Source organism: Curtobacterium sp. Csp1 (genome assembly GCF_013347185.1).
Window position 1 is genome coordinate 2232123 of sequence record NZ_CP054594.1, and the last position, 23014, is coordinate 2255136.

Genomic DNA, 23014 nt, shown 5'->3' on the forward strand with positions numbered 1-23014 from the left:
CGGTCAGTCCCGCGGCGCCGCGTCGCGCGGTGCCGCGGTGCTCTCGCGGATCAGGACGGGCGGGTCGACGGTGTCGAGCGCGAGCGGCGCGGCCCCGGTCAGGAGGGCGTCGAGCTGGGCCATGCCGTGCCGGCCGAGCTCGGCGAAGTCCTGGCGGGCCGTCGTCAGGGACGGCAGGAACATCGCCGCGAGCGGGTGGTCGTCGAACCCGGCGACGCTGACGTCGTCGGGGACGCGCTTGCCCGCGTCGTGGAGTCCGCGGATCAGGCCCATGGCGGTCTCGTCGTTGCCGCAGAGCACCGCGGTGACGTCGGACTCCCCGGCGATGGCGACACCGACCTCGTACGCCGAACGCGGGTCCCACGAGACGTCGCGGATCTCGGGCACGGCGATCCCGGCTTCGTTCAGGGCGTGCCGCCACCCGGACGTACGCCCGTCCTCCTTGCCCGACGGCGGGACCCGCACGTGGTGGACGGTGCGGTGGCCGAGACCGAGCAGGTGCCGGGTCAGCGCCGCGGCCGCGTGCGACTCGTCGAGCACGGCCTGCGGGACACCGCTCTCGGGGACACCGGAGAGCGCGACGACGGGGATGTGCGGTTGGAGCGCGGCGAGGGCCGCGACGCCGGGCGGATCGAACTTCAGGACGACGACGCCGGCGGGTGACTGCCGCAGCACAGCGTCCGTCGCCGCGGCCACGTCGTCCTGCTCCGCCGTCTCGACCACGACGATGAAGCTCAGGAACCCGGCCGCGCGCGCGGACTCCTCGACGCCGCGGATCGCCTCGGCGTAGCCGTACCGGGACGTGTTCCCGGCGACGATCCCGATGACGTTCGATCGGCGGGAGGCCAGGGTCTGCGCTGCGGCGCTCGGGCGGTACCCGAGCTCGGCGATCGCGTCGAGGACGCGCGACCGACGACCTTCGCTGACCTTGGCCGCTCCGGTGAGGACGCGGGACACCGTCGGCACGGAGACGCCGGCGAGCTGGGCGACGTCGCTGATGGTGACGGGTTTGTCGCGGCGCGGCGGGGTCATGGTCCCCTCACGATACGACCTGCCGACGATGACGCTCACTTCACCGCTCCGCTGGTGATCCCGGCGATGATCTTCCGCTGCATCACCACGAACGTGACGAGCAGCGGCAGGCTCATCAGGATGATGTAGGCGAAGATCAGGTGCCAGTTCTGCAGGTAGAGCCCGCTCGAGGCGACCTGGTACAGGTTCAGCGGCAGGGTGTCGAGCCGGCCGCCGACGACGAACAGCGCGTAGAAGACGTCGTTCCAGATGTACAGGCAGATCAGGATCGTCGCGGTTGCCAGGGTCGGGCCGAGCAGCGGCAGGATGATCCGCACGAAGACCCGGACCGGTCCGGCACCGTCGACGCGGGCGGCTTCCTCCAGCTCGGCGGGGATCGTCCTGACGAAGCCGGTGACGAAGAAGATCACCGTCGACAGGTACATGCCCATGTAGACGCCGATCATGCCGACCGCGGTGCCCGCGAGGCCGAGCTGGCGGAGCAGCAGCACGATCGTCACGACGGCCGGGGGCAGCACGATGCCGCTGATGCCGAGCGCGTACACGATCGAGACGAGTCGGCCCTTCCGGCGGGCGAGCACCCACGACGCCATCGCCCCGAGGACCAGGACGCCCAGGACCGACGGGACCATGACGAGCATGCTGCCGAGGAACGCGGGGACCATTCGGCCCTGGGTGAGGACGGTGCCGAAGTTCTGCAGCAGCTGCCAGTGTGACGGCAGGGAGAGGTTCGGGTTCAGTGCCTCGGCCTGGTCCTTGCCCGCGGTGACGACGACCATCCAGAACGGCACCCCGAGCAGCGCGACGACGAGCAGTACGACCACGACCGGTTGCAGCCAGCGACTGACCGGACGACGGCGGCGGAAGGCGGGATTCGCGACGGTCATGAGAGCACGTCCTCTCGCTTGCGCAGGAAGAAGATGACGGGGAACGCCAGCAGCGTGACCATCACGAAGAGCGACAGGCTCATCGTGGTGGCCTGCGCGAACAGTCCCTGCCCGAAGGTCCGGAAGATGAAGATGTTGAGCAGCTCGGTGGTGCCGCCGGGTCCGCCGGCGGTGGTGGCCTGGACGATGTCGAAGCCGTTCATCGACCCGAGCAGGGCGGTGGCGACGTTGAACGTCACCGCGGGGGCGAGCAGCGGGAAGCGGATGGACCGGAAGGTGCTCCACCAGCCGGACCCGTCGATGCGCGCGGCTTCCAGGACGTCGCCGGGGATGGTCTTGAGTCCGGCGAGGTAGATGAGCATCGACAGGCCCATCCACTTCCAGGCGTGGATGATCGCGACGACGAGCAGCGTCCAGGTGGTGCTGCCGAGCCAGGCGATCGTGACCTCGTGGCCGGTGAGGAAGCCGAGGATGGCGTTGAGCCCGCCGGCCGGCTTGAGCAGGGCCTGGAAGATGTACCCGACGGCGAGGGCGGACATCACGACCGGCACGAAGAACGCAGTGCGGGCGATCCGGTTGATCCGGGTGTCCGCCTCGAGCACCAGGGCCAGGACGAGGCCGAAGAGGTTCTGGAACACGGCGACGAGGACGGCGTAGACCAGCGTCGTGCGGAGGTCGGTGAGCAGGGTGCCGTTCTGGAACAGGGCGGCGAAGTTGTCGCCGCCGACGAAGGCGATGTCGCTGTGGAAGCTCGACCAGTTCGTGAACGCGTAGACGAAGTTGAACAGCGTCGGGATGAAGAAGAACACGACCAGGACCGCGAGGGCCGGGACGAGGAACCACAGCGGGTGGTCGCTGCGGCGCGGCCGACCGGCGGTCGGCGGATCGGCGGAGAGGGTCGGGACCGGCCGGGACGGCCGGGTCCGACCGGGGGTGAGCTGTGCGGTCATGGGGTCCTCGTGGTGCTGGTGGCGCGTTGGTCGAGTGAGCGGCTGACGGACGGGAGGCACGGTGCGGGGCCGCCACGCGCCTCCCGTCCGGTGTCGGCCGACTGGGTTCAGAAGCCCGCGGCGCCCTGCGCCTTGGCGAGCTGCGCGAACTGCTGCTGCGTTGCCTGGGTGACCTGGTCCGGGGTCTTGGTGCCCTGGATCATGTCGGCGAGGTAGAGGTACAGGTCGGGGTTCGCGATGGCCTCGGCCTGCATCGAACCGACCGACGACGGCACGGCTGCAGCTGCGTCCTCGAGGGCGGTCGGGACGGTCGAGGGCGTGTCGACGCCCTTCTCGATCGAGACGGTCGACTGGTCCTTCACGAAGTCGGCGTAGCCCTTCCCCATCCAGTACGACAGGAACTGGCGGGCGGCGGCCTCCTGCTTGTCGTTGCCGGACTTGAACGCGACGAGCGCGTTGCTCTGGTCGGGGATGAACGTGCCGGTGTTGCCGGAGGGCGAGATCGGGAAGAAGCCGATCTTCTGGTTGAGCTCGTCGGTCTTCGCCAGGGTCTGCAGCTGGTTGAAGAACGAGTTGACCTGGATCACCATGCCCGCGTCACCGGCGAGGAGCGCCTTGCCCTGGTCCTCGAACGTGGCGGTCTTGATGTCGCTGTTGAACATGCCCTGTTTGATCAGGTCGTCGTACTCGTCGACAGCCTTCTGGACGGTGGCGTCGGTGAACTGCTCCTTCCCGGTGTTGATCTGCTTCCAGAGACCGTCCTTCGCTGCGTCGGCGAGCTGGACCTGCACCCACCACTGGGTGGCCCACTTGTCGCCGCCCATCTCGTAGAACGGGGTGACGCCCTTGCTCTTGAGGGTCTTCGCATCGGCGAGGAACTCGTCCCAGTTCTTCGGCGTCGAGGTGATCCCGGCCTTCGCGAGGACCTCCTTGTTGTAGTAGACGCCCTCGACGGCCGGCGTGCTGACGAGCGCCGCGTAGCGGGTGCCGTCGAGCTTGCCGGTGATGTCGGCGAGGTTCGCGGTGTACTTCGACGTCCACGGCGCGCCCTCGAGCGACTGGAGGTTCTGCTTCGCGTTGAGCGAGGTGAGCTCCGACGCGGTGGGTTGCCAGAACGCCAGGTCCGGCTTGTCGCCCGTCGCGACCTTGGTCTGGACGCCCTGCTCGTAGGGGTCCGGGATGGTGACGACCTTGACGGTCGCGCCGGTGGCCTTCTCGAACCCGCTGATCACCGAGTCGGCGGTCTTGTTCGAGTTCTGCGCGGCCCAGATCGTGAGCGTCGTGCCCTTCAGGTCGGCGGTCTGCGACGGCCAGGTGACCGAGCCGGAGCCGGTCGTGGTGCCGGATCCGGGGTCGCTGCAGCCGGTGAGGAGCGCTGCCGCCACGGCGGCGACGGCGACGGCGCCCTTCCATGCGTGCTTCATGTTCGTCCTTGGTGTGAGGTGTTCGTCGAGTGGGGGTGCTGCGAGGTGTTCGTGTCTCACGCCGACGGCGCCGTCGGAGTGAGGGAGAAGGTCCGAGCCGTCGGGGTGGTGACGGTGGTGCGGACCGACAGGGTGCCGGTGTCGGCGTCCCACGCGGCCTGCCATCCGGGCAGGTCGCGCGGGAAGATCGTGGAGACGGAGCAGGCGTGGCCGGCGAGCGTCGGGAAGTGCAGGACGGTCTCGTCCGGGCCGTCTCCCCGGTCCCAAACGGAGACGACCGTGCGGGACGGGGTGTGCCGGGCGGCCGCGACCCAGCGGTCGGTCCACCCGGGCAGGCCGAGGGGCCAGGACGGCTCCGCGTCGGTGAGGTACCGGTGGAGGGACCGCGCGGCGTCGACTGCCTCGCGGACCCGGGCCGTCTGGTCGTCCGTCATGCCGTCCAGGTGCCCGGACAGGTAGAACCGTCCGGCGAGCCCGGTGACCAGGGTGAAGACGTTCTGCTCGTCGGACAGGTCCGGCTGCGGGTAGGCCCAGTTCGCCGCCTGCTCGGGCAGCACCGACAGGCTCGCGGATGCTGCGATGGGCGGGTACAGCAGCGGGTCCTGCTGGTCCGACGTCGACTGGAGCTGCGTCCGCGCGAGCACGGCGGGGTCCGCGCGCATCGCGCCGGACGCGCAGTTCTCGAGCACCAGGTCCGGGTGGCGCGCGAGCACGCCCTCGAGCCAGGCGAGGTGCGCCCGGTTGTGTTCGAGCAGTCCGGCGCCGACGCTGTCCGTCGCCCGGTCGGTGCCCGGACCGCCGTCGATGTTGTAGTCCAGCTTGAAGAAGCCGATGCCGAACTCCGCGACCAGGCGGTCCACGACGGCGTCGAGGTGCGCGCGGGCCGCGGGGTGCCGGAGGTCGAGATGGTACCGGTCGTGCTCCTCGACACGATGGCCACGGCGCTGCAGGAACGCCTCGGGTGGCAGGCGGTCGGCGACCGGGCTGCCGACCCCGACCACCTCGGGCTCGAGCCACAGGCCCGGCGTCATGCCGGCGTCCCGGATCGCCTCGACGACCTCGCGGAGCCCGTTCGGGAAGCGGGTGCGCGACGGCTCCCACGCTCCGACGGTGTCCCACCAGTCCGCGGTGTCCGAGTACCAGCCGGCATCGATGCAGAACGTGTCCACGCCGACACGGCCGGCCGCGGCCACGAGGGGCAGGAGCTTGTCGGTGGTGGGATCGCCGTCGAGGGTGTTCATGTAGTCGTTGAAGACGATCGTCGGCACCGTGTTCTCGGCGTGCGGCAGACGGTTCCGCCGCCGGGCTGCGGCCATCGCAGCCGCCGCGGTCGGCAGGTCCCGGCCCAGCGCCACGGTCGCCGGCACCGTCGTGAACGTGTCACCGGGCTCCAGCGACACCGACCACTGGTGGTCGCGGTCCGTCGGCCCGGACACCGCGACGTAGCAGTCGGAGACGTGCTCGCCGACCTCCCACCGCCAGGGACCGTTGTGCTCGACCTCCCACAACCAGGTCAGGCCCGGCGCCGTCAGGCCCGCGACGGGCAGGTGCCCACCGGTCGACCAGGTCCCCGCCGCCGTGCGGGTGACGGCGGACCGGGGCGTGTGGCCCGTGAGTTCCTCGTGGAGTTCCGGCAGGAGGACACCGCGGAGCGGTCGGGTGGTCCAGCGCCCCTCGCCGAGCCAGTCGTTCACACCCTCGATGAGGGACCAGTCCGAGGGGAGCAGTGGGCGCTCGGCACCCGCGTCCCGCCCGAGACCGCTCGCCCAGCTCGTGACCGAGGTGAGCAGGACGGCCTCGGCACCGGCGTTCCGGACCGTGGACACGCACCGCACCGCACCGTCGACCGCGCGGAGCGTCACGTCGACCTCGACGGCCGGCGTGGTGCCCTCCGTGCCGAGGTGGACCACGAGGGTGTCGGCAGCCGGCTCGTCGTGCGAGCGGTACCGCAGTGCGGCGCCGATCGACGTCTGCACGAGTCGGTCGTTGGAGAGTGTGTGCCCGGAGCCGACGGCGAGCACCTCGACGAGGGGCACGTCGTCGCCGAGGCACGCGTCGGCACCTCGGCCGACGAACCGCGTCACCCTCAGGGGACGGTCCTCGTCGTGTCGGAACGCCAGGTGGACGCCCTGCGGGGTCCAGTCGAACTGCGGCAACGCTGCCTCCTCGTCGTGGGGCCCGACGGTGGGCCGTGAGGCGATGATAGCGGTTTCAGTGCGTGATGCAAGAGCAATTGTGAAATCGCTATCTCGACTTGAGCGGCCAGACGATCGCGGTCTTCACCTCTTGTTGAAATCGCTTTCACGACCTAGGGTTCCGATCGTCCCGACTCAGGGGCCCAGTACGAAGGAGTACGAAGTGCCACGTCCTGTCACTCCCGGTCGCCGTCGCGCGCCCGGGTTCGCCGCGGCCGTCTCGGTCGCCGCCCTCACCGCCCTCGGACTCGTCGGGATCGCACCCACGGCGTCCGCTGCCACCGTCGACCACCTCGGCGTCGCGTTCGGATCGTCCACCGGAGCCGTCCGCGGTGGAGCCGGCGGCACGCTCTACGGTCTCGGCGACCTGGGCAACCCGACCCAGGCGCTCGTCGACGGAGCGCACGTCACGAACACGTCGCAGAAGCCGCCGGGAGGCGCACAGCACCCGACCGGCGACGCGCTCCGTGTCGAACCGTCGTTCTTCGCCGGCGCTGGGAAGGACGAGTACGTCTACATGCAGGACCATTACCCGGACTTCCCCTACAACGGCGGCAACCGCCCCGGCGACGCGAACGACGACGGCGTGTGGGACTACCTGCCGATCGTCAAGCAGGAAGCCGAGACGATCGCCACGCAGTCGGCGCACCCGAAGCAGTACGTCTTCATCCCGTTCAACGAGCCCGACCTGGACTGGTACACGAACTGGACGAACGACAAATCGCAGTTCCTGTCCGACTGGTCCGCCGTGTACACGACCATCCAGCAGGTCTGGACGGCGCACGGACTCGGCCACGCGAAGATCGGCGCGATGGGTGACTCGTCGTTCCACGCGGACCGCACGACCGACTTCCTGACCTACGCCAAGGCGCAGAACCAGCTGCCGGACGTCACGATCTGGCACGAGCTGAACCCCGGTAGCCTCGCGAACTTCCGGACGAACATGTCGACGTACCGCGGCATCCTGTCGAACCTCGGCCTGTCGGCGATCCCGGTGAACATCACGGAGTACGGCAACCCGCGCGACATGGGCGTGCCCGGACAGCTCGTCCAGTGGATCTCGATGTTCGAGGACCAGAAGGTCGACGCCCAGACCGCGTACTGGAACTACGCCGGCAACCTCAACGACAACTCCTCCCGCACGAACAGCGCGAACGGCGGCTGGTGGCTGTACAAGTGGTACGGCGACCTGACCGGCACGACCGCGACCGTCACCCCGCCGCAGCCGAACACGACCGACACGCTGCAGGGTGTGGCGTCGATCGACACGACCGCGAAGAAGGCCACGGTCCTGCTCGGAGGCGGAACGAACGACGTCTCGGTCGACCTGACCGGCCTGTCGAGCAGCGTCTTCGGCAGCTCCGTCGACGTCACGGTGCGCGCGGACCGGCTCAACGGCAAGGAGGGGCTCTCCCAGCAGCCGCCCGTCATCGTCTCGCAGCGCGCGACCGTGTCGAACGGCACGCTCAGCGTCACGGTCCCGAACAGTGACCGTTACGCCGCCTACCAGGTCGAGGTCACCCCGGCGCGGGCCAACCGTCCCGCGGTCGACACCTCAGCGGTCAGCACCGTCGAGGCCGAGAACACCACCCTGACCGACGCGACGGTGTACACGCAGGACCCGTCGTCAGTGAACGGCATGGCTTCCGGCGGGAAGGACGTCGGGGCGTTCGACAAGGCCGACAGCGCCGCGACCTGGACGGTGAACGCTCCCACCGCCGGGACCTACCGACTGACCGTGCTCGGCGGCGCGAACGGACAGCCCGGTCAGCACGCGCTGTTCGTCGACGACACGTTCAACCAGCTCGTGAAGTACTCGGCCGACCAGAGCTGGACGTACCGGGGCACCACCTCGGTGCTCGTGCAGCTCGCAGCCGGGTCGCACACGTTCTCGCTCCGGGCGAGCAAGGACGGCACGAACGTCCTGCCCGGTGCGGACATCACGCTGGACCGCTTCACGGTGCAGAACGTCACGATCGGCGACACCGACACCTACCCCGCGGTCGATGCCCGGCTCGCCGGCTCGGCGACGATGACCTACGGGTCGAGCACGTCGGCGGCCAACGGCGGCGCCACCCTGTCCGGCTCCGGCTCGGCGACGTTCTTCGTCTCCACGCTCGAGTCCGGCTACCAGGACGTCAGCGTCGACTCCGTGACCACCGGCGCTTCGGCGCTGACCCTGTCGGTCGGCGGCCGCAACGTGTCCCTCGGCTCGGTCAGCGGTGCGGGCTCCTGGCGCACCACCGTCCGGCTCTGGCTGCCGCAGGGCATCTCGGAGCTGCGGGTCGGGGCGCCGAACGGGGCGACGGTCACCGGCATCACGACCGTCCGCGGGTCGACGCAGCGCGCCGCCGACACCGCCACCGCCAACGCGGTGCGCGTGCAGGGTGAATCCCTGACGCTCGCCGGGTCCGCCCGTGCCGTCCAGATCCCGGCATCGGCCGGCTCGAACGGCGATGCGGACGCGAACGGGGTCGTCACGAAGCTCGGGTACCTGGGCAACGGCGCGGGCAACACCGCGACCCTGACCCGTCCGTCGTCCCTCGGCGCCGGGGCGTACGTCCTGACCGTGTCGGCGGCGAACGCCGACCAGTCGTCGAACCTCAACTACAACCCGCAGGTCGTCAACCGGTTCCTCGACGTCACGGAGGCCGGCGGTGCGACCACGCGCGGCACGTTCCGCAACGGGTACTCGTGGAACAGCTTCTGGGACACGAGCATCCCGCTCGACCTGACCACGGCGAGCGGATCCCTCACGCTCGGCAACGCCGGCGCCTACGCACCGGACGTCGACGTGGTCACGCTGGCGAAGCTGACCGCGGGGAGCGCGACCACGGTCGCGCGGTGACCGTCGACAGCGGCGCGTGTCGGGACGCGCCGCTGTCGGCCGGAGGCGGAGGGTCCGGGGCGGAACGGCCTCGGGCCCTCCGCCGTTCGCGCGCTGACGCCGCTGCAGAGATCAGCGCGGCCACCGGGCGGTCGGGGAACGCCACGCAGGAATGCCGTCCGGTTCCGTGAGGAAGGACGTCACCTCGACGCTCGCGAGGCTGCCGTCATCGCCGAAGACGGGCAGCACCTAGACCGATCTCCAGCGGCTCGGCCAGAGAAGAGGGCCCGCCGAAGCGGGGGTTCCCGTGGCCGATCGTCACGGTCAGCCCTCGCTCCGCCGGGTCCGGCATCGGCGTCATCGGCCAGTCCGACGGCATGTGGTGGTCGGGCACGACCTACCCGCCGCAGTTGACGACCTCGCCGGCGGCGCTGATCGTGACGCACGGAGCACGCGCGGCGATCGGGCCTGCCCCGAAGAGGTCCGTCAGGAGCTCAGGGTCTCGAGGACGACGAGCACTGCCAGGACAACACCCGCGATGGAAGTGCTGACCCCAAGCACTGTGACCGTCTGCGCGAAGGTGTGGACCGCACCCTGCGCGGAGAAGCGGTCGATGGCCGATGCAGCCAGGATCGTCGCGGCCATCGCCACGGGAACAGTTGCCATCCAGATCAGGGCGAGAGCCCGCCGCGCGGCCCAGACACCCGCTGGCTGAGCGTGCAGGACGCCGCGGAGACGCTCAGGGTCGGCCTCCCACGCCGCGTCGATCGGAGCGAGGCGCAGACAGGCGAGGACGCAGGCGATGGTCCGCGCGATGAGGACGACGAGGGCTGCACTCGGCAGGATCCCTGTCAGCCTCGCGGCGGCGCGCACGCTCGAGCTTCGCAAGGCGCTCACTTGTCGAGGAAGTGGCCGAGGTAGACGTACGAGCCGCCCGAGCAGGCTCCTCCGAGCTGGAGCCACTGGTCGGCTCCGAGTTCCGCCGCTCGATGCACCTCGAGGTCCGTGGGCTGCTTGTCGGACCAGTCGCGGCGTTCCGGGTAGTCGGAGGGTGTGCGCGGGACGAAGCCGTCGGCCTCGGCCGCGTCGAACACTCGCTGCGCCTCCGGCACGCACGCCACCGCCCACGATTCGGACGCCTTGAACATGTCCCGGCTCCCGGAGGAGACGAGTCGTGTTCCTGCCGGGAGCGTGATCCCGACCATCTGCTCGACGGCAGAACGCGAGAGCTGGCTGCACTCACCGCTGAGCGGGCTGCAGGTGCTGCCGTCCGCGGTCCGCGAGGGCCCGAGCGCGTGCTGCGCTGCGGTGCCGACGGTGGCGAGCACGCCGATGACGAGCGCTCCGGCCAGGACCAGCAGGCCTGCGAGCGTGACGAGCAGTCGCATCAGGCTCGGACTGCGCACGTCTTGCACTCGGCCACCGTAAGCGGCGGGGTCGCCGCCGACCACGAGCATCGACCTGCATGTGCCCAACGGACCATGGACCGTGCCATGCGCCGCGGATCTCGCTGGTCTACCGATCGACAGTGGTGCGCGTCCCTCGCCGACGGTGCGCACGCACGTTCACGAACCCGAGCACCACGTCCGCGGCGAGAAGAAGCCAACCGAATCCGCTGCCTTGCGCGATGAGCCAGACGGCACACCCGGTCAGAACCAAGCCGAGGAGCACCAGCACAACTGTGACCGCTGTCCAACGCATGCCTCTGAGCCTACGGGCGGGACTCCCTGGTCCTCAGACAGACGCACTACCAGGTCACTGCAAGGGGTGTGACCCACACCGCGGCAATGGCCCGCATCGCAACTGTTCGATCGACGACGCTTGCCGCGGCACGGACCGCACCGTCCGCTCAGCGCCGCGGGGGCCGACAAGCGCGTCTCGCGGGGGTCTGCGCCGAGGACGCACCGTCGGCGCTCCCGAAAACAAGAAAACCCCCGCGTGAACGGGGGTTTTCTGTGGCGGTACCGGTGGGATTTGAACCCATCTCCGCGCCTCCGCACGGACGAGACCGATGGTCGGATCGCTGTGGACACGGGGCTTCCGCCGGCTGATCGAGCCAAGCTGAGCCAGCAGTGGACAGGTGGCGGTGCACCAAATTGCACCACGGGCAGACCTCTACGGCGCTGCCCAGAGGCAAGCATGATCGCAGTGCGGGACCGTTCTGAAACGCCGCCCCAAGCGCCGGGGCCAGGACCGGGACCCGGCGAGCGATCGCGACAGGCATGTTGTCCGCACCATCGGTGCGAGCGCTGATAATGTACCTTATGTCAGTTCGGACACGCTAGGAGCCGTAGTTCCGACGATGCCAGTGGCCTGACGAGCCGCCAGCAGGATCGGGCCGCAGCAGCGGCTATGGACTCTCGTCGCTGGGGTGATCCTCGACCCAGTGATGGCTCTCGTCCCAGTCGTGCTGCTCGGTGATCGCCATAGCGACGCCAGGGACAGCCCACTCGAGGTCGAGCATCGTCGGGCGCATGTCTGTGGGGCCCGCGATGTGGATGCGATCGACGTGCTGTAGGCGCAGGATCGGTGACCAGTCGCGGTCGTCGGGTTCGACGCCGAAGCTCAGGTCGCGCAGCATCGGAAGTTCGGTGAGGAACTCCAGGTTTGGTGTAGTCGACTTCCCGCGCTCGGTGCCTGGGTGGACAGCGAGGTACTCGAGGCGTTTGCAGGCTCCGATCGGGCTGTAGTCGTGTACGCGGAACGTGCCGATCAGCACGAGGCTTCGGAGCGATGGGATGTCGGCGATCGGGTTCAGGTCGATCAGGGCTGGGGCACTGTGCAGTTCCAGGGTCTCCAGCGACCGCATACCGCCCAGTGGAGCGAGGTCGTCGTAGTCACCCCATTTCGTGATCAGGGACTGGAGCTGTGTCTGACCTTCGAGGGCCGCGAAAAGCCGTTTCGGGGTCCTGCTGGTGAACTCGAGCTCCCGGATCTGGCTCGGCCCGCTGCGGAAGAATTCGCACCACTCAGCGACGATGCGCGTTGCCATCGATCTCGACACGTCCAACTGCGTGGCCTGGACGGCGACGGCGAGATCGTCGTCGTAGTCCTCAGGTCGTTCGAGGACCACCGTGCCGTCTCGGCCGATCGATCGCATGGCCGCATCTTCGCAGACGGCGACGAACCGGAGTCGCCTGCCGGCGGCCATAGCAGCCTTTGTCGTACCGTAGGCAGGTTCCGTGCAACAAGACCTGACCGTCCGCGGATCTCAGCCCAGCCCTCGTCGTACCGCTCGTCGGTGCCTACTCGTCAAATCGGAACGGACACGACCCGCCTTGCAGTCACTGCCAGACTCACCTCGAGCGACGCGACCCCTTAGAGGGGTCGAGCGGTGGGTGATGGTTGCTGTTGCGCTGCTATTGGTCGCCCTCAGCTACGGCCACAAGCTCTCCTGCTCAACGCTCGGTGCAGGCATCGGCAATACCGCGGACCGGTACGACACGCACGTTTACCGTCTCGCTTGCTACTCGGACACGCTCACGCTGTTCAACCTTCGGGACCTCGGAAGCCACGTCTTCCCTTACGTCCACGGCTGGTACACCGCAATCCCGCTGCCTGCGGTTCACGGCGGCACGGTCGAGTATCCGACGCTCACTGGCGTCTGGGTGTGGTTGAGCGCGCTGCCGGTGTCGAGCGCCGCCGGCTTCCTCACCGTCACTGCTCTGACATTCCTGCCCGTTGTCGCGCTGACGGTGCTTTGGTTGCAGCAGGTTGCGGGTCGTCGTGCGTGGATTTTTGCCGCGACCCCGCCCTTGTTGCTGTACGGGCTCTACAACTGGGATCTTCTCCCGGTCGCTGCCACGGCTGCCGGACTCGCGATAGCGCTCGCGGGTCCGCGACGGTGGTCGCCGCTGACCCGCGCAGTCATCGCAGCGGTCGCGTTCGGGATCGGTGGGGCGTTCAAGCTGTACCCGGTCATGTTCGCGGCCCCGCTCGCGTTGACCTTCCTCTTCGACCAGTCAGCGCCAGCACGAAGTCGGGTGGGCAACTGCCTTGCGGTCCTCGGCGCAGCCGCGGCGACGCTTCTCGCAGCGAACCTCCCGTTCATGCTCATCAACTTCGACGGTTGGCTGTCGGTCTTCCAATTCCAAGCGCATCGCATGATCGGCGCATCGACGCTGTCGGTCTGGTACTGGGGGCTTCTGCCGTGGTCCGCGTCCCCCACGGGCACGACCCAACACCTCATGGGGCTCCTTGCCACAGGCGCGACTGCGCTCGGCCTCCTGCTGGTCCTCGCTGCCGCCGCCATCATCGGGAAGCGACGGGGCTCCGTGCCGTGGATCGGTGCTGCAGCGGCCATGCTCTGCGTCTACATGGTGTTCAACAAGGTCAACTCGTTGCAGTACGTCCTGTGGCTCTTGCCGTTCTTCGCGGTCCTACGGATCCGGCTCGCCTGGATCATCGCCTACTTCGTCATGGACCTTGCCGCGTTCATCGGGTGGTACCGCGTGTTGTTCTACACCTCGCTTGGGAACCTCGAGCCGACGTGGGCGAACCAGGCGCTCGCGATCGGCGTCTGGGGGCGCGCCGGCCTGCTCCTCGCGCTCATCGTCACGTTCCTGCAGGCGACACCAACCAGCCCGAACACACGGGACGGCCGACGGTCAGTTCACCAGGCAGCGGACATGCCATCAACCAGCGCAGTGCCCCCGAGCATCGCACTCTCGGACGGCTTGGGCGATTCTCTCGTTCCAACAGGACGAAGGTAGCCTTGCGTGCCGAGGTGAGTCCCTCGCGAGGAGAGTTCCGATGACTAGTGCCCTGGGCGAGACAACCTCCCCCTTCTCCGACGCCCCCGACGTGGTGACCGTGCGGAACGTGTCGAAGCGGTTCACGATCCGCAAGGACAACTCGCTCAAGGAGCGCGTCGTCACGCTCGGCCGTGCCGGTCGTCGCCACAGCGAGGACTTCTGGGCGCTCAAGGACATCAGCCTCGACATCCCCGCCGGCACCACGATCGGGCTGCTCGGTCCGAACGGCTCCGGGAAGTCGACGCTGCTCAAGACGATCGGCGGCATCCTCGAGCCCACCAGCGGCTCGGTGGAGCGCCGCGGTCGCCTCGCCGCGCTCATCGAGCTCGGCGCGGGCTTCCACCCGGACCTGACCGGGCGCGAGAACGTCTACCTGAACGCCGCGATCCTCGGCCAGACGCAGGAGGAGACCGAGGCCCGGTTCGCCGACATCCTGCAGTTCTCCGGGATCGGCGACTTCATCGACACCCAGGTGAAGTTCTACTCGTCGGGCATGTACGTCCGGCTCGCGTTCGCGGTCGCGATCAACACCGACCCCGACGTGCTCCTCGTCGACGAGGTCCTGGCCGTCGGTGACGAGCAGTTCCAGAAGAAGTGCCTCGACAAGATCCGCGAGTTCCAGGAGCAGGGCCGCACGATCATCCTCGTGTCGCACTCGCTCGGCCAGGTCCAGGAACTCTGCGACTCCGCCGTCGTGCTGCACCACGGCGAGGTGAAGTTCCAGGGCTCCGCACGCCTCGCGGTGAAGAACTTCCGCGAGATCCTCGAGGGCCGCCGCGTCGCCGAGGCCGAGGCCGCGCACCCGGAAGAGGACGCGAACCCCGCCAAGGTCGAGCGCGTCGAGCTCGAGATCCCCGGCCGCGCACCCGGCGAGAAGCATCGGCACGGCGACGATCTGGTGATCCGCGCGACGTTCTCGCACAAGGACGTCCTGCCCGAGTGGCACTGCGGAATCAAGATCGAGAACCAGTTCGGTCACCCCGCCTATGGCGTCGACAGCCGGATGCTGCGATCCGTGCACACTCCCCTCGACGGCACCGCCACAATCGAGTGGCGCCTCTCCGACCTGCGGCTCGGCGGCGGTCAGTACTTCGTGCACGTGTTCCTGGCGAAGGCGAACGGTGAGCACATCGTGATCGAACGCGAAGCCGCCACCTTCAAGGTCGCCGACGAGGACACCAGCACCGGAATCGTCTGGGCGAAGGGGTCCATGACCAGCTACGACGGTCCCATTCGGCGGTCCTAGCATGCAGCGAGCAGCGCTTCGACACGCGTTCCGTCTGATCAAAGACCTCCCCCGGGACCGCCGCTGGCAACGACAGCTCGGCACGATCCTTGAGCAAGGAGTTCACACGACGGAGGGCATTGGCGCCACCGGGTTCACCGACGGCGCCGTTCCCATCATCATGTGCCTCTGGAACCGCCCAGAACGGATCCGCGGCATCATCAACATGCTCGAGGCGCTTGATTGGAAGCGCCCCGTCCGCTTGGTGCTGTGGAACAACAACGCCGACGACGCCGCGTTCTACACGAACGTCATCCGGGAGTGGCACGACAAGCAACGGGGCCGGGAGCCGCATGTGCTTCGCGCCATCGACCTGATCAACAGCCCCACCAACTTCGGCGGGCTGGGACGTTTCCTCGCCGCCCGCCTGATGTGGAACGCCGGCTACCGGGGACCGATCGTCACCCTCGACGACGACCAAAACGTCTCCCCGTACTTCATCCGCGACCTGAAGCGGCAATGGACTCCCCACTCCATCATCCCGTGGTGGGGCTTCAAGCTGCACGGCTCCTACTGGCGGCGCTCCGAGATCGAACCCGGCACCGTGCCCGACCACGCCGGCACCGGGGGCACCATGCTCGACATCGAGCTCGTCGCGGACGACCGATTCTTCTCCCGGCTCCCCCATCGGTACGCCTATCTCGAGGATCAGTGGATGACGTTCTTCGCGAAATCGAAGAACTGGCGCATCATCAAGGCGCGAACAGAGATCACCCTTGTCTCCGAGGAGAAGAACCAGTACCACGGCTTGAAGCCGTTGAAGGACGTCTTCTACATGTGGCAACACACGGTCGGCAGCCTGTGGCTTCGACTGCCCGCGAAAAGCCACCCCGAATGGTCCGCCGGCCGCATCAACGAAGCGCCGGACAGGTTCTCGTCGACCCGGTGGATGAAGACCAGTCGAGGAAGCACGGGCCGCGGCGAACGCTGATGAGCTACACGGTCGAGTACTGGGACATCCCGTCGGGACGCGGCCCGTACTGGATCGGGCCCTTCAGCAGCATCGACGACGCCCAACGGGCCCACAGCGGCTACGAACTTTGGGCCACGAACCAGCTCTACCTGATCCGTCACGGCCGCACCCCGGGGCCGAACCGTGTGGTCGCCGCGATCCTCGACCAGCGATGGACTGCTGTTCCCGTCGCGGACTGGTGGACCCTCGTGAAACCCCACACGCTCCGCCAACTGCGTGCGGGCCTTCGTTGCCGCTGACGAGCCGGCTTCTGATCGAAGTGGTCTCCGCCGGCGGAAGCGTTGATGGATCCGTCTCTGCAGCAGGGCAACGCCAGGACCGACTCTCCCCCACCCAGCAGCAAGCACTCCACCCCCGAGCGCTGCAGCCACCTTCGACCTCACCGATTACGCATCAACACCGCGCACGGCGGCGCGTACGATCAGTCGTTCCGCTGGCGAGGCTGCTGCTGGCCGCTGGGACGGCGCTGCTGCTGCTCCTGCGGCGCCGATAGACGGATTTGCCGGCTATGCGGTGATGTGCCAGGGCAGGTAGAAGACCGCGAACGCGTACGCGACGGTGCCGATGGCGGACACGGCGCCGATCGCGGCGATGAGAATCCACCCGGCGATCCGCCACCGCAGCAGCGTCATCGACGCTGCGATGAAGATCGGGAACAGCGCCAGCAGCATCCGAGGGCGCGGTCCGACGCTTGACCACAGCAGCACCAAGGCGAGCGTCACCACCACGAAGACCCACCACGTCAGCGGGATCCGACGCCACGAGACCGCGGCGAGGATCACCGCGGCGCAGAGGACGACGCTCATCACGAGCATGACCGCCCAATGGCGGTAGTCCGCCCCGTGCGACGGCACCGTCTCGGTGAACGCAACAAGCAATCCGTGCCCGAAGTCGAAGATCTGATTCCACTGCGCTTGGGCGCGACGCCAGATGAACGGGTCGCCGGTCCGATGCGCCGCGTAGGTGAAATCGGCCACCACACCCAACGCGCCCGCGACGATCACCACGAGGTGTCCCCACGGCAGTCGCCGGCCCCGCAGCCAGCTCACCAGAGCGTGCACGGCGACAGCAACGATGAGCGCGAGACCAGTGGATCGGGTGCCGCATGCCATGAACGCAGCGACTGCAGCCAACCCGGTCAGCCACCACGGGCGAGCGGCTACTTCGAGGTGGGCGGCAGCCGTCATCGGTGCTGCCCGCGCCGTGCCGAGCGCGAGCAGCGCGACGATCGACCAGAAGATGAACGAGCCCTCCGTGTACGGCATCGTCAGAGAGAGCGTGCCGGGGAAGACCGAGAACAGCGCGGTTGAAGCGAGGGCGATGCGTCGTCCGCCAACGAGATACGCCGCGACCCAGACCGCCGCAGTGACGAGAAGCCCATACGCCGCGGTGGCGATCGCGGCGGCCGCGAGCGGATGATCGCCGAGGACCGCGGACAGCGCGCGGATCGTCCACGGCCAGAACGGGAAGAACCCCCACGGCCCATAGAACGGCCGGCCCGGCAGATCGAGAGTCGGCGGGTACCCGTCCCGGGCGAGCATGACGTACCACTCCCCGTCCCAACGAGCCGCGAGTTGCGCCCATCCGGCGGGCTGCCCCTGCGCGAGCTGGGCGAGGGCGAAGCCAGTGATCGTGAGTCCCCGACCGAGAAGCCACCCCACCACCACAACCAGCGTCGCCTGCGGGGCAGCGGCGCCCCGGAGACCCCGAAGCTGCCGGTACGCCCTGCCCGCGGAACGCCGACCTGTCGAGCGCGTCCCCACCATCGCGTCGCCGGTACCCATCGCTACATCGTAGGAGGCATATGGCGGCAGGCTCGTGTCCCGGTCGGGACGACCTCCTCCACGCAACAAGAGAAAACTTCCGCGGAGGCGTCGGCTTGCGGACCCCTCAGCTATTCGCGAACATCCGGCACAAGCATCCAGCCGAGCCTCCCATAGCGTTACCGCCAAGGAGCTTGAGGGGAAGCAGCATGAGCGATACGCGCGACGAGTTCGGCTTCCGTTCCTTGAGCATGACCGCCCAGCAGATGCTCACTGCGATCAGGTCGCAGTTCGCCGCCGACGCGTCGTTGCTCGGCCGCATGCGATTCGCTCGACGGCCGGAACGAGACCGAATCATCGATGCCGCGTTCACCCTCCGTCGAGTTGTCGGTGAAGCTGCCCGTCGAATCGAGGGTGACAAAGCTCCTCACGAACCAGCTTTGCGCCTCATGGACAGGTACCTCATGCAGCAGGCGGTACGCGACGAAGCTTTCTCCATCATTGCCGATCCGAAGCTGCTGCGGCGATTTCGAGGAATCGATGCGCATGCCGCCTGGAGCAGTCGGGCCGTCCGCGACTAACGCGGTACCTACATCACACTACGCCCTTTGATGCTCCCCCAGTGAGAGGAGTGAGCGTCGGCCGTGGCGTGTTCAACCCTGCCGAGCAAGCGTGGGAACGACACGCAAATTAACCGACATTGCAATGTCAGTAATCGTCGTCACCGATTCGGGCAACCACACGGAGGTCTACGTTATTCCGAAAGGCCCATTGCTCCACATCTCTCGGTCGGTGGACATAAAGGATTTCACGCACGTGGATGTCGTTCTGCGCTAGATCACGCCGGACTTCTGCGCCGAAGCGGAGGAGCTGAATGAGAGCCCTCATTGTCACTGCAGCGGGCGCCAGAATCAGCACGAGGAAAATCCAGTAAGGCCCGATGTCAAAGATTAGGAAAGCCCAAGCCGTCACCCAAAGAACGAGCTGCACTACTACAGATATGATGACAGTGAATTGTCGTCTCGCAATGTCGATGGCATAGCGCTTACCGAGCAACGGGAGCCACGGCGCGCAAAGTCGCGCGACTGCGGTCGGTACTCGCTCTGGCACCACACGACCAGTTTAGTGAGCACGAGGTGTGCCCCGTGTACGACCTAGAACATGCCGCCCGGCTCCACATCTCTCCCTGCTGCTGCACTGCCGCTCGAACCGGACAGGCTGATGTTGGCTCTCCTGGCTACCCGGCTAGCTGAATGCGCAGTCGCCGCTGCCGGACTCCTCTACTCGGACAGGGTCGCCCCGCGAAACGATCCGATGTCGGCACTTGCCTTGCAGATCCTCGCTGCCTTACGCGCTGCACCTCCAGAGCACGGAACGTCGATCCTCACTGACCATGAGGCAGGCCAGCCGCTCGAGTGGAACGCCCGCAACGGCGTGATCCAACGAAAGGGCCGAGCCCGCGGCGTACCCACGCCCATCAGCGACGTACTCGTGCCCCTCCTCGCAGCAGCAAGCAACGGCCCCGGGTAGAGCAGCCTGCTGAGCACCCCTAGCAAGGGAACGGACTGGGTCGCTGCTCTCGTTTGCTCGATCAGTCGGACACGGTCGAATGCCTGACCCGTGCTCCCATGTCAAGCTCCCGAATTGTCTCAACGATCCGATCGGCCAGCGCCTGCTCGAGGCGGCGTGCCTTCACACCGTCAGCGAGGACGAGTGCGCCCAGCACGTCGCGACCCGTCGTCGTCTGCTGGACCAAGTCCGGCCCCCGACCGATACGGCAGTTCTGCAACAGCTTGTTGCAGAATCACGACGTCCTGCCATGGCGCAGCGATCACGCGCAGGCCCCCGAGAAGCCGCAGGAACGCTCGTCAGACAGCAGCACAGTGCCTCAGACCACACTCACTTCGAGCACCGCTCGCCCGGAGCTCCGGCCGGACCGTCACGACACTGACGGCCCGGCCGTTCTCGTCCGACCGCCGATAGCGGGCTCTTATGTCAGGTTCGGCAAAACCGGGCTCGCTTGTTCGCTACCGCCCACTGGCGGAGACATGGCGAATCGATTGACTCGTCGTCAGCAAGCAGTGCAAGTGAATGTACACGATGGGCCACATCCTCCCAGGCGACAGCTTTCGCGATACATTCGACCCGTGAAGATATTCATCAGCTGGTCCGGACAGCGGGAGCGCGCCGTCGCGGAGGCCCTTCGAGAAGCGATGCCGGATCTGTGCGTGACCGAAGTTGAGGTGTTCGTCTCCAGCAAGAGCATCACCAAGGGCGCCAACGGCACTTCGGTGATTGAGGCAAACCTAGACGCCTCGGACTACGGCATTGTTCTCGTGTCGCGAGAGAATCAGGATGCGCCGTGGCTGAACTACGAAGGAGGCTGGCTTGCCAGCACCCTGAGCCGCCCCGTCTCCACAATCTGCCTCGATCTGCGGCCCGGCGACATTACGTCCCCACTTGCGCCACGTCAAGCCACGCAATTCGAGAGTGAGGAGGATATGACGGATCTGCTGCGGCAGATTGCCGAAACAGCAAACCCCTCAATCCCATCACGAGCCTTCAACACTCTGCTGAAGTCAGTCTGGCCAAGCATTCGGGACTCCTGGAAGCCCAATGATTCCCTCAATGCGCGTGAGCAGAATCAACGATCCGATCAAGACATGCTTGCGGAGATCGTCGAGCGCGTGCGCAACGTCGAGTCGGAGCTAAAGTCGAATCGGACTATCCCCTTCTCTGCCGCGCAGCAACAGCGAGCAACCGCTGAACGCATCGAATTCGAAGCGTCAAGACTTCGAGCACTAGTCTCTGAAGTAGCGCAAGGCAATGTTTATCTCGTGGAACATGAATTAGGCGCAACTCCACCTCGAGTGACTTTGGTAAGTAGCCCGGAGGCCAGCGCCGCGGATCGCGATCGGGCCGTGACGGCTGTGAAGGAAGCGCAGCCGGCAGCAAGGGTAACAGTTTCGCATATCCGCGCCCTTACGGAGCCGGACGAACATGGTTTGCGGAGGTTTATCGTGGACCAGGTCGAACAACACGAGTGACTTCGGCGCCATGGATGGCGGTGGGGAATTGCCGTTCGAGACGGGGCACGCCTCATGACAAAGTGCGGTGCGCCGCTACCGCCATCACATGGATTCCACATCGGCGTGCTTGCTATGCCCTCATTAAGAGCGGTGTTCCGAGGATCTGAGGTAGAGGAAGAGGCCTCCGCGACAGATGTGGGCGCAGATTTAGAGCCGATGCGACAGTGCGCAGACCACCAGCGGCGGTCCGAGGCAGGTAGGTCCCCTGGCAGCGAGCTAGTCGTTGCTATCTGGTGCTAGCCCCCGCTCGGACTCGCCAGTTGCTTGCTCGAGGTCAGTGTCGAGCGCCTGGGCATCACCCCAGACCGCTGCGAGTCGAGCGAGGGCTGCGTCGACCGCCGCATCCGTAGCGCCGAGCTCGGAGTACGTCTCCTGCAACGACAGTCCGTCGAACCGTGACCGCTTCCGCGCGACCGCACCGACTACTTCCGCGGTGGGGCTGTTTGTTGCTGCTGCAGCGCGTCGGGTGGGGATGATGCTCGTCATGGAACGGCCCGACAGGCTCACGCCGGTGCGCGCCCATCCGTGAACGTCTAACGGCAACAGCAGCTGCTCTGCCCGGCGCCAATCCCCCGGTACCGGCTGCTCGCAGTCGTGCCGGTCGAGGTTTCCTCTCGTCGGGTCAAGCTGGCGGATGGCGTCGCCGCGGAAACCAGTCCATACCGGCCCTACGATGCGAAGCCACCGGGTCAATGCGCAGGCAGCACAGGACACCGGGTCGTCGGATGAGGGCACGACGTGGCTGCGGATCCGGATGATGCTCGTCACCGCGACGTCGGCAGGGGCGATGGTGCGGGCTTGTCCGCGGGTCAGGTGGAGGACCCCGAGGAGGACGATGAGGAACGCGTCGCGGCGGCCGCGGAGTCCGATCGGGTACCGGTACTTCGGGATCGCTGCGAGCACCTCGCTCACGGCCGACTGATCAGGGGCAGGGGCTTCTGGCCGCGGCCACACCCGGTCCTCCACCGTGGGTATCGGGTCCACTAGTCCTGCTGCGAGGTGATGTGCCTGGATCGCGCGCCGGCGGAGCCGCTGCGTCGACGCGCTGCCGGGGAACAACGCCAGGAACTGCTCAACCGTTGCTGCCATCGCCGGGAGCGACTCGTGATCTGCCGCCTCACACCACGCGACGAACCGACCCCAGTGCGCCTCGAGCAGAGCCTCGCTGTCGGGCCCGAGTTTAAGGCCGAGTTTGGGGGAAGTTTGGGGTGTCATAGCCGCATCCGGGTGACGGCGTTGCGGACCAGGGGGGAGTATTCGCGGTCGTAGATCTGCAGGGTGGCGGCGTTGGTGTGGTGGGTCTGGTTCATGATCTCCACATCCGTCGCGCCGGCGTTTCGTGCTTCGGTGACGAACCCTGCACGGAGGGAGTGCCCAGACCAACCGTCCTCCCCCAGCCCCGCGGCGTGCGCGCGGCGAGCGACAGCCTTCCCGACCGTCGTCGGGCTGATGCCCGTGTTCCGGAACAAGCCCCACTTCGACACAGCGCGGAAGAACGGCATCGACGCCGGCAACCGATCCGACCCGAGCCCGTCCGCGCACACGTGCACGGCAAGACTCGCACCCGTGAGCGCAGCGAAGAGGCCCGTTTCCCCGCGGGCATCCTGCGCAGCCATCAGCCGGGACAGTCGCACGTAGGCGCACGGTGCGCAGGTGACCGGGTTCGCGCCCTGCTGCAGCACCTTGATCCGGCCGACGCCCTCCTGGTCGGTCTTGGACTTCCGGACACGGGCGTAGACGCCTTCGCCGTCGACGAGGCGGAGATCGGCGACGGTGAGGGCGGTGAGTTCGGACTCGCGGAACGCACCGACGAACCCGAACAGCAGCAACGCCTG

The 23014-nt window shown here is 67.5% G+C and carries 19 protein-coding genes; 7 read left to right on the plus strand and 12 right to left on the minus strand.

The features are described from left to right. Positions 1-3: 3 nt before the first annotated feature. From HUN58_RS10695 to HUN58_RS10715, 5 genes are all read right to left on the minus strand, one after another. Positions 4-1032, minus strand: coding sequence for a LacI family DNA-binding transcriptional regulator (locus HUN58_RS10695; protein WP_114850656.1), 1029 nt, complete (start codon positions 1030-1032; stop codon positions 4-6). A gap of 35 nt (positions 1033-1067) precedes the next feature. Next, positions 1068-1919: a carbohydrate ABC transporter permease gene (locus HUN58_RS10700; protein WP_114850655.1), complete on the minus strand. Its 852-nt coding sequence runs from the start codon at positions 1917-1919 to the stop codon at positions 1068-1070. Continuing rightward, entirely contained in the window at positions 1916-2869 is a 954-nt protein-coding gene (locus HUN58_RS10705; protein WP_114850654.1) for a carbohydrate ABC transporter permease, read from the minus strand. The genes HUN58_RS10700 and HUN58_RS10705 overlap by 4 nt, the downstream gene beginning before the upstream one ends. Positions 2870-2976: 107 nt before the next feature. After that, positions 2977-4293 (minus strand): ABC transporter substrate-binding protein, encoded by a 1317-nt coding sequence (locus HUN58_RS10710; protein ID WP_208745495.1) that lies wholly within the window; start codon positions 4291-4293, stop codon positions 2977-2979. A gap of 56 nt (positions 4294-4349) precedes the next feature. Further along, on the minus strand, positions 4350-6449 hold the full coding sequence (locus tag HUN58_RS10715; protein ID WP_208745496.1) for a glycoside hydrolase family 36 protein: 2100 nt from the start codon (positions 6447-6449) through the stop codon (positions 4350-4352). A 202-nt stretch (positions 6450-6651) separates the two neighbouring features. Between HUN58_RS10715 and HUN58_RS10720 the strand changes: the two genes are divergently transcribed. After that, entirely contained in the window at positions 6652-9336 is a 2685-nt protein-coding gene (locus tag HUN58_RS10720; protein ID WP_254631452.1) for a CBM35 domain-containing protein, read from the plus strand. Between the two features lie 465 nt (positions 9337-9801). Here the strand turns inward: HUN58_RS10720 and HUN58_RS10725 are convergent, their stop codons facing one another. The 3 genes from HUN58_RS10725 to HUN58_RS10735 form a co-directional block, all read right to left on the minus strand. Next, the gene (locus tag HUN58_RS10725; protein WP_141859796.1) at positions 9802-10188 is read right to left on the minus strand and encodes a hypothetical protein; all 387 of its coding nucleotides are present in this window, start codon (positions 10186-10188) and stop codon (positions 9802-9804) included. A 20-nt stretch (positions 10189-10208) separates the two neighbouring features. Then, positions 10209-10730, minus strand: a complete 522-nt coding sequence (locus tag HUN58_RS10730) for a hypothetical protein (RefSeq protein ID WP_141859793.1) — start codon at positions 10728-10730, stop codon at positions 10209-10211. A 935-nt stretch (positions 10731-11665) separates the two neighbouring features. Continuing rightward, positions 11666-12466: a hypothetical protein gene (locus tag HUN58_RS10735; protein WP_208745497.1), complete on the minus strand. Its 801-nt coding sequence runs from the start codon at positions 12464-12466 to the stop codon at positions 11666-11668. Between the two features lie 190 nt (positions 12467-12656). On the opposite strand from HUN58_RS10735, the gene HUN58_RS10740 reads away from it, so the two are divergent. The 4 genes from HUN58_RS10740 to HUN58_RS10755 are packed head-to-tail and all read left to right on the plus strand — an operon-like array spanning position 12657 to position 16566. Further along, on the plus strand, positions 12657-14027 hold the full coding sequence (locus HUN58_RS10740) for a hypothetical protein (RefSeq protein ID WP_254631686.1): 1371 nt from the start codon (positions 12657-12659) through the stop codon (positions 14025-14027). Between the two features lie 40 nt (positions 14028-14067). Continuing rightward, positions 14068-15315 carry an ABC transporter ATP-binding protein gene (locus HUN58_RS10745; RefSeq protein ID WP_208745499.1) on the plus strand — a complete coding sequence of 416 codons (1248 nt, stop codon included), beginning with the start codon at positions 14068-14070 and terminating at the stop codon, positions 15313-15315. Position 15316: 1 nt separating this feature from the next. Next, a complete protein-coding gene (locus tag HUN58_RS10750; protein ID WP_208745500.1) occupies positions 15317-16285 on the plus strand; it encodes a hypothetical protein in 969 nt (322 codons plus the stop codon). After that, positions 16285-16566 carry a hypothetical protein gene (locus HUN58_RS10755; RefSeq protein ID WP_208745501.1) on the plus strand — a complete coding sequence of 94 codons (282 nt, stop codon included), beginning with the start codon at positions 16285-16287 and terminating at the stop codon, positions 16564-16566. The genes HUN58_RS10750 and HUN58_RS10755 overlap by 1 nt, the downstream gene beginning before the upstream one ends. A 267-nt stretch (positions 16567-16833) precedes the next feature. On the opposite strand, the gene HUN58_RS10760 is transcribed toward HUN58_RS10755, so the two are convergent. Together HUN58_RS10760 and HUN58_RS10765 are read right to left on the minus strand one after the other, a co-directional pair. Next, complete coding sequence (locus tag HUN58_RS10760) at positions 16834-18111, minus strand: hypothetical protein (protein ID WP_208745502.1); 1278 nt, start codon at positions 18109-18111, stop codon at positions 16834-16836. A gap of 158 nt (positions 18112-18269) precedes the next feature. Continuing rightward, positions 18270-18638: a hypothetical protein gene (locus tag HUN58_RS10765; RefSeq protein WP_208745503.1), complete on the minus strand. Its 369-nt coding sequence runs from the start codon at positions 18636-18638 to the stop codon at positions 18270-18272. A gap of 766 nt (positions 18639-19404) precedes the next feature. Here HUN58_RS10765 and HUN58_RS20525 point away from each other — a divergent pair. Further along, positions 19405-19620 (plus strand): ketopantoate reductase C-terminal domain-containing protein, encoded by a 216-nt coding sequence (locus HUN58_RS20525; protein WP_254631453.1) that lies wholly within the window; start codon positions 19405-19407, stop codon positions 19618-19620. Between the two features lie 617 nt (positions 19621-20237). Then, positions 20238-21137 (plus strand): hypothetical protein, encoded by a 900-nt coding sequence (locus HUN58_RS10775; RefSeq protein WP_208745505.1) that lies wholly within the window; start codon positions 20238-20240, stop codon positions 21135-21137. A 258-nt stretch (positions 21138-21395) separates the two neighbouring features. Here HUN58_RS10775 and HUN58_RS10780 read toward each other — a convergent pair whose 3' ends face one another. Together HUN58_RS10780 and HUN58_RS10785 are read right to left on the minus strand one after the other, a co-directional pair. After that, positions 21396-22091: a hypothetical protein gene (locus HUN58_RS10780; protein WP_208745506.1), complete on the minus strand. Its 696-nt coding sequence runs from the start codon at positions 22089-22091 to the stop codon at positions 21396-21398. A gap of 299 nt (positions 22092-22390) precedes the next feature. Next, positions 22391-23014 (minus strand): tyrosine-type recombinase/integrase (locus HUN58_RS10785; protein WP_217488514.1); only part of this gene is annotated, 624 nt, incomplete at its 5' end.